Raw genomic sequence first — 13,183 nt, 5'->3', positions numbered from 1 at the left:
AATCGTATTTCACTTGTAGCCAATCAATTGAAATACTTTTTTTTTACTATAATATCACAACAAATGAAACAATTAGGAAAACTTTACTTAATTCCGACTACGATGGGCGAAAGCGACCCGATGGATGTTTTACCCCAAACGGTAAAAAGAAGTATTGAACTAATCAATCATTATATTGTGGAAAACGAAAAAACAGCTCGAAAATCGATAAAAGCCGTTTTACCCGAAAAAAAACAATCTGATTTAGTCCTTTTTACACTGAATAAAAGAACCGAATCCAGCGAACATTTAAGCTTTATTCAACCTTTATTAGAAGGTCAAAACATGGGCTTAATGAGCGAAGCGGGTTGCCCCGGCGTTGCCGATCCTGGAGCCGTAATAGTAAAATTGGCACACGAAAAAGGCATTCAGGTAGTGCCTTTAGTAGGCCCTTCTTCTATTTTATTAGCAATGATGGCTTCGGGTATGAACGGACAAAGTTTTACTTTTAACGGTTATTTGCCCATTGATAAAGACGAAAAAAAGACAGCTTTAAAATATTTTGAACGAATTTCACAAGATAAAAATCAATCGCAAATTTTTATTGAAACTCCCTATCGCAACAATAAATTGGTTGACGATTTAGTGCAAATTTTAAATCCATCCACCCATCTTTGCATTGCAACCGACATTACTTTGCCTACCGAATTCATTAAAACGATGCGCATTTCAGACTGGAAAAAATTAAAAGTCGATTTACACAATCGGCCAACTATTTTTATTATCCATAAAATGTAAAAAGTAGTACTTATCTTTTTCACAAAAAAGTCGCTTGCATGACAAAACTACCTCAAACAGGCACTAGCATTTTTAGTAAAATGACGAGTTTAGCCAATCAATATGATGCCATCAACCTCTCGCAAGGATTTCCAAATTTCCCGATAGACAAACGATTGGTTGAGATTTTATCGCAAACGGCAACCGAAGACATTCATCAATATATGCCTTCTGCAGGTTATCCTCCTCTATTAGAAAAAATTGCCTCCCTCCTTCTCCAATCGTACCAGCGAAAAATCACTCCCGAAAAAGAAATATTAATCACTGCCGGTGCAACACAAGGGATTTATGTCACCTTGCAGGCTTTGATTGCTTTTAACGACGAGGTGATTATTTTAGACCCGAGCTACGATTCTTACGAACCAGCCGTTTTATTAGCAAACGGAAAACCCATTCGCATTCCGCTTGATGAAAATTTCTGTCCAAACTGGAATTTAATTGCCAAAAATTGTTCGGATAAAACCAAGATGATTATCATTAATAATCCGCATAATCCATCAGGTAACATTTTAAACGAAGCTGATTTTATTGCTTTAGAATTTCTTATTTCGAAATTTCCGAACCTAATCGTGCTTTCCGACGAAGTTTACGAATACATTACTTTTGAAGAAAAACACCTTTCGGCGCACACCCGAAAGTCATTACGTAACCATTGTATTACCGTATCCTCTTTTGGCAAAACTTTTCATATTACGGGTTGGAAAATTGGCTATTTGGTAGCGCCGGAACATTTGATGAAGGAAATAAAAAAAGTGCATCAATTCTTGGTTTTTAGCGTTAATAGCATTGCTCAAGTAGCCATTAATCACTATTTAGATGAAGTGGAACTTCCAGGTCTTGGAGCTTTTTACCAAGAAAAAAGGGATTATTTTAGAAAACTGTTACACCCCACTCCTTTTGAATTATTACCTTGCAAAGGGACTTATTTTCAAGTGGCAAGCTACCATTCGATATCAAACGAAAATGATGTGCAATTTTGCGAGAATTTAGTTAAAAATCAAGGCGTAGCTGCTATTCCCCTTTCTCCTTTTTATAAAAACAATACCGATTTAAAAATGATTCGATTTTGTTTTGCTAAAGACAACGAAACCCTCGAAAAAGCAGCGCAAAAGCTTTTATCCCTTTAGCTAAAGCCAAAATTAACACAACATAATATGCGTGCATATAATTTTATAACTATTTTTGTTATAAAAATTAAGTTGTATGAATTATACCGAAAAAATGCTCAAAGAAGATGCGTTACAAAACAAAGTAATTGTAGTAACGGGAGGCGGAAGCGGTTTAGGCAAAGCGATGACCCAATATTTTATGGAATTGGGTGCTAAAGTAGCTATAACTTCAAGGGACTTAGAAAAACTTAAAAACACCGCATCTGAATTAGAACAACTTACTGGAGGGACCTGTTTACCCGTGCAATGCGATGTACGGCATTATGAAGAAGTAGAAAATATGTTGCAAGAAGTGCTTAAAACATTCGGAAAGGTAGATGTTTTGCTTAATAATGCAGCTGGAAATTTTATCTCGCCAACCGAACGTTTATCGGCAAATGCCTTTGATACCGTAATTGACATTGTCTTAAAAGGTTCCAAAAACTGTACATTGGCTTTCGGAAAACATTGGATTGACAGTAACCAAACTTCGTCCACCATTTTAAATATCGTAACAACTTATGCCTGGACAGGTTCTGCTTATGTGGTGCCAAGTGCTACTGCAAAAGCAGGTGTTTTAGCTATGACAAGAAGTTTAGCCGTTGAATGGGCTAAATACGGCATTAGAACCAATGCTATTGCTCCAGGACCATTCCCCACTAAGGGTGCTTGGGAAAGATTATTACCTGGTGATTTGGCTGAGAAATTTGATATGGCCAAAAAAGTTCCTTTACAACGTGTTGGGGATCATCAAGAATTAGCCAATTTGGCTGCTTACTTAGTGTCTGATTTTTCTGCTTATGTCAATGGAGAAGTAATAACGATTGATGGAGGTGAATGGTTGAAAGGTGCCGGACAATTTAATTTATTGGAAGCTATTCCTGAAGAATTATGGGATCAGTTAGAACAAATGATAAAATCCAAAAAAAACAAATAATTACAAGTGCTTACTAAATTTAGAATATTTAAAATCTAAATGCACGAAAGAGGCTGTCTTTTTAGACAGCCTCTTTTTTATTATAACTGTTAATTTTTTATCGTATTATATTTCCAAGTAAAAGAGCGATTTGAAAGAATTAATTAGATAAAAATTAATTTACTTCTTTAAATTGTTTCATTTCTTGCAGAGGTTCAATAGCACTATAATTTTTCCAAATGGTTGGATCGTATTTTTTAATATTTATAAATTTAAAATCTTCTTCCTTAAAATTTTCGATGGTTGCTTTTGATGTTTCCTCCCGTTTAATGTTCATAAATTCATTTTTGTCTTTTGAACTTCCTTCAATTTTCAAATCAAATTTCACTACATCTTTTTCGCCTTTTGCCAATTCTATAAATTTTATAGGACGATTAAAATAGAAATATTGGCCTGTTTCTAATGAGGCGTATTGCATGCAATAACCTTCGCCAATTGGATTTTCTTTGTAAATAAGTGTGCCTTTACTCTGGTTTACCGAAAATTTTACTCCCAATAATAATTTCATGTTAAAGCTAGCTTCTTTTTCACCTTCTTCTAGAGTATAATCGGTTCTTAAAACGGCATAATCATCTTCTGATACGTAAATTTTTCCGCTGTATTTTGCTTTGCTTTTTCTGGGTTTGAAACTAATTACGTAGACAAATTTATTTTCTGAAGAATAGGTTGCACCTTCATAACTGTAGTCATACATTTCGGGTTTGTTGATAAAGTTGAGCCTTTTAGCATCAATAATATTATTTCTTCTGATGTAATTATCAAGATAAGCTTTCGACGAATTCAATTGCTTTTTTTTCTCTTTCCCTTTCTTTTTATTTCCTAATGAAATGGTATCGTGTGAGCCAAAAAGACCACTTTTTACTCGGTAATATTTGGTAGTATCTAAATTATGCAGAATAATATCGGTGAATTTTTTTTCTAAATCATCCAAAGAAGCCGATCTGTTTTCGTTTTTTAGAATAGTTGCTTTTAGTACTTCCAGTTTTGATAAGACGGTAGGTTTGTCTTCTTTTTTTGTATCAATAGTATAATAGTTGCAAAGATAATCAGTAAATTGTTGTGGAGGGTGTGCTATTAATAATTTGGTAAATGTATTTAATTCATCATTGGTTTTTTTTAAGGCTTTAGCAGATAATACGGTCGATTTATCAATTTCAAAATCAAATTTTTTAGGATTGAAAGAAGAAGAATGTCTCACAAAAATCAAGTCTTTTTTGGCCTGAGTGTTTTTGTAATTCTTATTTAAGTTTTCTTTTACCTTAGCCATAATTTTGGCTGCATCTGGTTTTTCGTTAGAAATATCAACATCATCCAACTCAACAATTCCTTGAGTTAATTTAATATTGTTTTGAACTTTTTTTAAATCTGCTACACTTATTTGTAGCGGTACATAACCTAAATAAGAAATAATTAGTAGCGTCTCATCGCTACTATTTTTTTCAGCCAAAGTAAAATAACCTTCAGCGTTCGATATTATACTTTCAGAAGAATTAACCTGAATGTTGGCATACGGAATAATTTCACCGGTTTTTGAATCTGTAATTTTACCGGTGATATTTTGTGCAATTCCTGATTGGAAAAAAACTAAAAAAAACAATGATTTAAAGAGTGCTTTTTGTGTAAAAATTCCCTTCATTAAGTGTGATTTTATTTAATAGACTTGATTGATGATTTCAAATCTATTAAATAAAATCTTACATGATTATGGTATTAGCAAAACTTTAAGAAGTTATGCTTTTTATATTCAAAGATGTTGTTTCAGCTAATGTTTAGATGCCATTTAATAAAAACATAGAAGCCATATTACACACCTGTTTTTATCATCTCTTACTTTTTTCCGGCTGCTTGCATTGGGTTTACTTTTCCATTAGAAGCACCTCTTACGTCTTTTTGTTTTTGTTTAAAAACTTGAAACTTACTTATTGTTTCTGTAGAAGTTGCTGTCCAAAGATTGTTAGACGTATTAATGTCAGCTGTTTCTCGCATAGGGTCCAATTGAACCGATTTCAACTTCTTCTCAAAAAAATAGGTTTTAGAAGCTTTTTGCTCGTTACTTCTCCAAATTTGTACACTAATTTTATCATTAAGTTTTGAACCATCTTCAAAAGTAAACTCTAATATAATTGGCATTACTAATCCACCTTTATTAGAAAAATCAATCTGATAAGCTATTAAGTTCTGATTCTTGGCAATGTCTTTATTAGAAACTTTCTCTAGATTATCACCAGCAGTTATAACATATTCTTTCGAGACATTAACTTTTTCCTGATTACGATCATATCTGTAATAAAAATCCTGAACATCTTTATCACTATCAACATAGAATTTGATCGATTTATCTTCTCTATTTTTTATTTTAGAAACATCTTCAAATTCATTTTGCAAAGGTTTGTCTACTGTATATTTTACATCCTCGGATTTTGGAGTTCCATCAAAATCTGCTGTAGCTATAGTTACCTTGTCAATTGAAATATCTACAGGATCTGTTCCGTAAAACCAACCTCTCCAAAACCAATCTAAATCTTCACCACTCGCATCCTCCATAGTTCTGAAAAAATCCGCTGGCTCAGGATGACGGAACGCCCATCTTTTTGCATAAGTTTTAAATGCTTTATCAAAAAGCTCTCTCCCCATAATGGTTTCACGCAATATATTAAGTCCTGTTGCAGGTTTGGCATAAGCGTTAGGGCCAAATTTTATGATATTTTCTGAATTAGTCATGATTGGCTCTAACTCATTCTTAGGAAGCTTCATGTAATCTACAATTGTCCAAGCCGGACCACGTTTAGACGGAAATTTATTATCCCATCTTTCCTCTGTTAAATATTCTACAAAAGTATTAAGTCCTTCATCCATCCACGTCCATTGTCTCTCGTCTGAATTGATAATCATCGGAAAAAAATTGTGCCCTACTTCGTGAATAATCACCCCTAGCATTCCGTTTTTAATAGCTTCCGAATAAGTTCCGTCTTTTTCTGTTCTTCCGTAATTGAAACAAATCATTGGGTATTCCATTCCGTTAGCGGCTTCAATAGATTGCGCCACAGGATAAGGATATGGAATTGTAAATTCTGAATATGTTTTTATAGTGTGCGCCACAGCCTTTGTAGAAAATTTTCGGTATAGCCTATAAGCTTCCTTTCCGTAGAAACTCATTGCCATAACTTTGTTATTGTTTTCTGGAATTGTAACACGCATAGCGTCCCAAATAAATTTTCTTGAAGATGTCCATGCAAAATCACGCACATCATTAGCTTCAAAAATCCAAGTTTTTCTTTCTTTAGAATGCTTTTTTTCTGCTTTTTTAGCCTCGTCTATTGTCACTATTTCTACTGGCTCACTAGCATTCTCTGCTTTTTTATATCTCTCATATTGTTCTGAAGAAAGTACTTGCTCATAGTTTTTACATTCTCCTGTTCCTCCTACAATATGATCTGCAGGTACATTCATTTTTACTTTATAATTTCCAAAAACTAAAGCAAATTCTCCCCTTCCTGTAAATTGATGATTCTGCCATCCGTGAAAATCACTATACACACACATTCTCGGAAACCATTGTGCCATTGTGTAGAGATCATTACCATCTTCTGGAAAATTTTCATATCCTCCTCTTCCACCCATTTCCATACGGTTGGGGATATTGTAATTCCAATTGATTTTAAAAATAAATTTTTCTCCTTTTTTAATTGCTTTAGGAAGATCAATTCTCATCATGGTTTTATTCACCACATATTTGAGAGCAACTCCATTCGCATCGGTAACTTTTTCTAAATTTACTCCGTAACCATTATCTGTAATTGGTAATTGGGTAGGTTTGAAGTTTTCTATTGTGGTTTTTTTCGGCAATATTGATGAAGAAGGATAATCAGCATTTTTGATAGAAGATTGTTCATTTTCATCCAATTGAAGCCAAATATAATCCAATTTATCTGGCGAATTGTTATAATAGGTAATGGTTTCAGCACCTTTTAGATTTCTTTTATCCTCATCTAAATATGCCTCAATATCGTAATCGGCTCGTTGTTGCCAATAGCCTTGACCTGGCGCTCCAGATGCTGTTCTGTAAACATTAGGCGTAGGAAGAATAGTGCCGAGTTGCTCGAATTTGTTTCCGTGATTGCTACCCGGATTATTTTGTATATTCTGCGCAGAAACTATAGCTGAACAAAATAAAAGTCCCAAAACTTTTAACTTCATTTTTATAAGATTAGATGATCACAACAATAAGTTCCGAAATTTAAAAAATTGTTACTAAAAACTCGAAGAATTTAATATTTTAATTATAATTTTTCAAGGAATCCTTTCTAACACCATTTGTAAAGAAAGAGCAAAAACAGCAGAAGAAACAAAAAGAATCCAATCTTTTCGGTTTGCTTTTAAAAAATTGAGGAGAACGAATAAGACCGTTAAAATTATAACAACTACAACAATCTGCCCCAACTCTAAGCCTATATTGAATCCCAAAAGGGGAACTAATAAACTTTGTTCTTTTGCCATTGTCATTCTCGCTATATTGGCAAAACCCATTCCGTGAATCAAGCCAAAAATCATGGCCAGATAGTAATTCGTCGTCATTAGATTTTTATGATTGTTTTTCATCAAAATATTACCCAAAGCCGTAATTACAATAGTTAACGGAATCAAAAATTCTATCCATTCACTTGGTACTCTAAACACATCTAAAACACTCATTGCTAAAGTTACCGAATGCCCTATGGTAAAAGCAGTCACAAGAATCAAAATATTCTTTACGTCCTTGTAAGAATACACCGCAATCAATGCGAGTATAAAAAGTTGATGATCTAAAGCATCTAACGAAATGATATGTTCCCAACCTAGTTTTAGAAAAAAAATAAAATCTTGCATCGCATTTTTTTTATAGAAGAAGCACGAAAATAATCATTAATTTTGATTTTAATTTTCCTCCTAATGAAGAAATTTGGCACCTTATTTTTTGCTTTCCTTGTAATTTTTTGCTTAACATCCTTCGATTTTCACCCTTATCATGTTGGTTCTGTAGAATTTAACCTCAATAAAAAAACCAAAACATTCGAAATAACAGGTCGTTTTTTTATGGATGACTTGGAAAATGCCATCAACAAAAAAACCGGAAAAAACCTTCATTTCCTTGATAAAAAATACGAAAAAGAACTACAAGAAGTTCTTAAAAACTACAGCGAAGAACAGCTAAAACTAAAAGTGAACAATCAATTTGTAAAAGTTAAGTTTATAGGTTATGAAGAAGATAACGAAAGTGTTGACCTTTTTCTTGAATCAGAAACCGTTAACAATCCTAAAAAAATAGAAACGTCGGTAAGTTTTTTATACAATCTTTTTGATGATCAAATGAACATCATTCACATCATTTTAAACGGCGTGCGAAAAAGCGAAAAATTAAATTATCCTAATCGCTATTTGAAGCAAGAATTTTAATATCAGTAAAAAAAGTGAGCCTTATCGCTTTTAAAAGAATCATCTTATATTGAAAATTGTGAACAAGTTTAATGATTAAAACGGCTAAAAAAACGGTTTTAATCTTTACTTTTGTATACTCATTTTTAATCAAATTTTATGTTAATTATAGGGCTTGCAGGCGGAACAGGTTGCGGAAAAACTACTGTTGTAAATCAAATTTTAAACGAATTACCCGAGGCCGAAGTTGGTATCATTTCTCAAGATTCTTATTACAAACAAAACGACAATCTTTCGTATGATGAACGAGCGTTAATTAATTTTGATCATCCTCGTGCCATCGATTTTGATCTTTTGGTCAAACACCTAAAAGAATTAAAAGCAGGCAACACCATCGAGCAACCGGTTTATTCGTTCATCAAACACAACCGAACCGCCGATACGGTGAGCACGCATCCTCGAAAAGTGATGATTGTTGAAGGTATTTTGATTTTGACTAATCCCGAATTACGCGATTTATTTGATATAAAAATTTACGTACATGCCGACTCTGATGAACGTTTGATACGCCGTTTAAAAAGAGATATTGCCGAAAGAGGTCGCGACCTTGACGAAGTTTTAGCCCGTTATCAAAATACATTAAAACCGATGCACGAGCAATTTATCGAACCCTCCAAAGCGTTCGCCGATATTATAATTCCAAACGATCGATATAATACTGTGGCCATCGATGTGGTGCGAGCCGTAATCAACCAACGTATTTTATAACCTTATTTTAAATAAAGAAAAAAGTAGAGTAGTTATTTCTTTTTTTAAACTTGATTTTAGAAGATACTTAAACTCAAATAAATTCCATTTTAAAATTGTATTTTCGTTAAACCGAAAACTGAATTTTAAACTTTTAAAAAATAAAACCAATACCTCCAAACTAAAAAAACCAAAAATGAAGAATCCTTACAAAGACAAAGCTTGGTTTAAGTTTTTAAGCAACAAATACATTTGGGTATTGTTGTGTTTTTTGGTTTGGATGATTTTTTTAGACAATTATTCTTATTTTGATCACCGTTTTTTAGACGAGCAAATTGAAGAATTAGAAGACAACAAAACGTACTATCAGCAAGAAATTGATAAGGATAAAAAACAAATTAAAGACTTGCACAACATGGAACAGGTAGAAAAATATGCTCGCGAAAAGTACTTTATGAAAAAAGACAGCGAAGATATTTACATCATTGAGTTTGAAAATGATTCTACCGAAACAGTCCAGTAATTCGAATCCGATAACACACAACCATGACTAAAACGCTTTTTGATTCTTTCGATCCCATCTCATCCAAACAATGGAAACAAAAAATTCAATTTGAGTTGAATGGTGCCGATTATAACCAAACATTACTGTGGGAATCGGCCGAAGGAATCAAGGTAAAACCGTTTTATCACCGAGACGAAAAAAGCAATTCATTGCCCATCTCAAACCCGAAAACACCTTTTCAAATAGGGCAACCCATTTTTGTTTTCGATGTTGCTAAATCGATACAAAAAGCCAACGATGCACTCAAAAGAGGGGCAGAATCCTTGTATTTTACAATTCCAAAAAGCGATTGCAACATTCAAGAATTATTAGGTGCTATTGCTATCGAAAAAAAAAACATTTTCTTTCATTTAAAATTTCTTTCAATCGATTTCGTAACCCAACTCGAAAAAATAGCAATTGAAAAAAAGGCCGAATTTTACATCAACCTTGACCCTATTGGAAATTTGGCTCGTGAAGGAAATTGGTTTGCAACCCAAAATAGAAACAATTTTGAAGAATTAGAATTACTTGCTCAAAAAAACAAATTTATCAATTTGATTTCGGTTGACGGCACATTGTACCAAAATGCCGGTGCCAACATGGTACAACAAATTGCCTACTGTTTGTCTCACTCCATCGAATATTTGAATTCCGTTCCTTCTTACCAAAAAACCATCGTTTTTGAAATGGCGGTTGGCGGAAATTATTTTTTTGAAATAGCCAAACTTCGCGCATTGCGATTTCTTTTTGAAGGCATTGCAGCCGAATTTCAGCCCGAATTAAAGTGCCATATTGTAGGTGTTCCAAGTAAACGCAACAAAACAGTGTACGATTTTAATGTTAATTTATTACGTACTACCACCGAATGTATGTCGGCAATTTTAGGCGGAGCCGACACCATTATCAACCTGCCTTACGACGAAATTTATCATAAACGAAACGAATTTGCAGATAGGATTGCGCGCAACCAACTGTTAATTTTAAAAAATGAAAGCGATGTTAACGCTATTTCCAATCCAGTTGAAGGAAGTTATTACATCGAAAGTATTACCACACAATTAGCCGAAAAAGCGTTATTATTATGCAAAGAAATTGAACAAAAAGGCGGCTTTTTAAAACAATTAAAGCTCGGTTCAATTCAAACTAAAATTCAAGAGAGCGCAGCCAAAGAACAAAATTTATTTGACTCTCAAAAAGAAATTGCTGTAGGAACCAATCAATTCATAAATGCTTCCGATCGGATGAAAGAAACCATTACCTTATTACCTTTTGTAAAAATCAAACCGCGAAAAACCATTATCACACCCATAATCGAAAAAAGACTTGCTGAAAAACAAGAGCAACAACGTTTAAATACCGAAAAATAATTTTTAAATTGTTCTAAAAAGGCAAAAAACAACCCACGATGGCCAGAAAAAATCTGCAACATATTACCCTACAATCCATCCAAGCAAATAGAAAAAATGCTGAGTCTGACTCGACATCCGAATTTAAAAGCATTTCTTTTAAAGCTATTGAAGATGCTGAACATTTGGATTTTGGAGCTGGTTTTGCGCCTTTTTTAAGAGGACCCTATACGACCATGTATGCAACCAAACCCTGGACAATTAGACAATATGCTGGATTTTCGACTGCAGAAGAAAGCAATGCTTTTTACCGCCGGAATTTAAATGCGGGGCAAAAAGGACTTTCGGTAGCTTTTGATTTGCCCACACATCGGGGTTACGATTCAGATCATGAACGCGTGATTGGGGATGTCGGAAAAGCCGGCGTAGCGATTGATTCGGTAGAAGATATGAAAATTCTGTTCGATCAAATTCCGCTCGACCAAATGTCGGTTTCCATGACCATGAACGGAGCTGTTTTGTCTATTATGGCATTTTATATAGTTGCTGCCGAAGAACAAGGTGTTAGTTCCGAAAAATTGATGGGTACCATTCAGAATGACATCCTAAAAGAATATATTGTTCGCAATACCTACATCTATCCGCCAGTACCTTCGATGAAAATAATTGCCGATATTTTTCAATATACGAGCAAAAAAATGCCCAAATTCAATTCTATTTCCATTTCCGGTTATCACATGCAAGAAGCGGGTGCCACAACCGAAATTGAATTGGCGTATACTTTAGCCGATGGTTTGGAATATGTTCGCACCGGACTTGCAGCAGGAATGACAATTGACGAATTGGCGCCACATTTGTCTTTTTTCTGGGCTATCGGCATGAACCATTTTAAGGAAATTGCTAAAATGAGAGCTGCTCGTATGTTATGGGCCAAGCTCATAAAAGATTTTCATCCAAAAAATGAAAAATCGTTGGTGCTCCGAGCGCATTGTCAAACCAGCGGATGGAGTTTAACCAAGCAGGATCCTTTTAATAATGTAGCCCGAACTACAATAGAGGCCGCTGCTGCTATTTGTGGTGGCACGCAATCATTACATACCAATGCTCTCGATGAAGCCATCGCTTTGCCAACTGATTTTTCGGCAAGGATAGCTCGAAATACACAGTTGTTTTTACAATACGAAACCAAAATAACTAAAACGGTTGATCCTTGGGGCGGAAGTTATTATGTAGAATATTTAACGGAAGAAATTGCGCAAAAGGCTTGGACTTTAATTGAAGAAATTGAGCATTTTGGTAGCATGACTAAAGCAATTGAAGCCGGAATTCCGAAAATGCGCATTGAAGAAGCTGCAGCCAAAAAACAAGCCCGAATTGACAGCAAACAAGATATAATTGTAGGCGTTAATGAATTTTCTTTAGAAAAAGAAGAAATCATTCATACCCTCGAAATTGACAATAAAAAAGTTAGACAACAACAAATTGAACGATTACAAAAGTTAAAAGCGTCAAGAAACGAAGCAAAAGTTCAGGAAAGTTTACAAAAACTAACCTATTGCGCCAAAACTAGCGAAGGAAACTTACTAGAACTAGCTGTTGAAGCAGCTAGAAACAGAGCCACATTGGGCGAAATAACCCAAAGCTTAGAAGTAGTTTTTGGAAGATACAAAGCAACCAGTAAATCGATTAGCGGGGTGTACAGTAATGAAATTAAAGACGATCCGAATTTTGAAGAAGCAAAAAAAATGGCGACTGCATTTGCAAAACAAGAAGGCAGACGTCCTCGGATTATGATTGCCAAAATGGGGCAAGATGGCCATGACCGTGGCGCTAAAGTAGTGGCTACTGGCTATGCCGATATGGGATTTGATGTGGATATTGGCTCGTTATTTCAATCGCCAGCCGAAGTGGCCAAACAAGCCGCAGAAAACGATGTACATGTTTTAGGCATTTCCTCTTTGGCTGCAGGGCACAAAACTTTAGTTCCGCAAGTGATTGAGGAGTTAAAAAAATTAGATAGACAGGATATAATGGTAATTGTGGGCGGTGTGATTCCCAAACAAGATTATCCTTTTTTGTTTGAGAAAGGCGTTGTAGCCATTTTTGATTCGGGAACAAAACTAAGTGAAACCGCACAAATTATTTTGAAAATTCTATTGGATTAACTTTTTACTTCCAATAAATTTAACGA

At 34.4% G+C, this 13,183-nt stretch carries 11 protein-coding genes; 8 read left to right on the top strand and 3 right to left on the bottom strand.

Going from position 1 to position 13,183, the window contains the following annotated elements:
* Positions 1-63 precede the first annotated feature (63 nt).
* The 3 genes from I5M07_RS09005 to I5M07_RS08995 all read left to right on the top strand — a co-directional run bounded on the left by I5M07_RS09005 (position 64) and on the right by I5M07_RS08995 (position 2,901).
* Positions 64-777, top strand: a complete 714-nt coding sequence (locus I5M07_RS09005) for an SAM-dependent methyltransferase (RefSeq protein ID WP_200106039.1) — start codon at positions 64-66, stop codon at positions 775-777.
* Positions 778-815: 38 nt separating this feature from the next.
* A complete protein-coding gene (locus I5M07_RS09000; RefSeq protein WP_200106037.1) occupies positions 816-1,943 on the top strand; it encodes a methionine aminotransferase in 1,128 nt (375 codons plus the stop codon).
* Positions 1,944-2,019: 76 nt separating this feature from the next.
* On the top strand, positions 2,020-2,901 hold the full coding sequence (locus I5M07_RS08995) for an SDR family oxidoreductase (protein ID WP_200106034.1): 882 nt from the start codon (positions 2,020-2,022) through the stop codon (positions 2,899-2,901).
* Positions 2,902-3,055: 154 nt separating this feature from the next.
* On the opposite strand, the gene I5M07_RS08990 is transcribed toward I5M07_RS08995, so the two are convergent.
* The 3 genes from I5M07_RS08990 to I5M07_RS08980 all read right to left on the bottom strand — a co-directional run bounded on the left by I5M07_RS08990 (position 3,056) and on the right by I5M07_RS08980 (position 7,806).
* Positions 3,056-4,576 (bottom strand): carboxypeptidase-like regulatory domain-containing protein, encoded by a 1,521-nt coding sequence (locus tag I5M07_RS08990; RefSeq protein WP_200106033.1) that lies wholly within the window; start codon positions 4,574-4,576, stop codon positions 3,056-3,058.
* Positions 4,577-4,767: 191 nt separating this feature from the next.
* Positions 4,768-7,137 carry a M1 family metallopeptidase gene (locus tag I5M07_RS08985; protein ID WP_200106032.1) on the bottom strand — a complete coding sequence of 790 codons (2,370 nt, stop codon included), beginning with the start codon at positions 7,135-7,137 and terminating at the stop codon, positions 4,768-4,770.
* Between the two features lie 93 nt (positions 7,138-7,230).
* Positions 7,231-7,806: a HupE/UreJ family protein gene (locus tag I5M07_RS08980; protein ID WP_200106030.1), complete on the bottom strand. Its 576-nt coding sequence runs from the start codon at positions 7,804-7,806 to the stop codon at positions 7,231-7,233.
* Positions 7,807-7,869: 63 nt separating this feature from the next.
* Here I5M07_RS08980 and I5M07_RS08975 point away from each other — a divergent pair, with 63 nt between their 5' ends.
* The 5 genes from I5M07_RS08975 (at position 7,870) to scpA (ending at position 13,157) form a co-directional block, all read left to right on the top strand.
* Complete coding sequence (locus I5M07_RS08975; protein WP_200106029.1) at positions 7,870-8,373, top strand: DUF6702 family protein; 504 nt, start codon at positions 7,870-7,872, stop codon at positions 8,371-8,373.
* Between the two features lie 138 nt (positions 8,374-8,511).
* The gene (gene udk / locus I5M07_RS08970; protein WP_200106027.1) at positions 8,512-9,120 is read left to right on the top strand and encodes a uridine kinase; all 609 of its coding nucleotides are present in this window, start codon (positions 8,512-8,514) and stop codon (positions 9,118-9,120) included.
* Positions 9,121-9,295: 175 nt separating this feature from the next.
* Positions 9,296-9,622, top strand: coding sequence for an FtsB family cell division protein (locus I5M07_RS08965; RefSeq protein ID WP_200106025.1), 327 nt, complete (start codon positions 9,296-9,298; stop codon positions 9,620-9,622).
* 23 nt (positions 9,623-9,645) lie between these two features.
* The gene (locus I5M07_RS08960) at positions 9,646-11,013 is read left to right on the top strand and encodes a methylmalonyl-CoA mutase subunit beta (protein WP_200106023.1); all 1,368 of its coding nucleotides are present in this window, start codon (positions 9,646-9,648) and stop codon (positions 11,011-11,013) included.
* A 38-nt stretch (positions 11,014-11,051) separates the two neighbouring features.
* A complete protein-coding gene (scpA, locus tag I5M07_RS08955) occupies positions 11,052-13,157 on the top strand; it encodes a methylmalonyl-CoA mutase (RefSeq protein WP_200106021.1) in 2,106 nt (701 codons plus the stop codon).
* Positions 13,158-13,183 lie beyond the last annotated feature (26 nt).

Source organism: Flavobacterium agrisoli (assembly GCF_016522065.1).
Lineage (GTDB): Bacteria > Bacteroidota > Bacteroidia > Flavobacteriales > Flavobacteriaceae > Flavobacterium > Flavobacterium agrisoli.
Note: the sequence above shows the minus strand (reverse complement) of the source record. Positions and strands in the feature narration are given on the sequence as shown.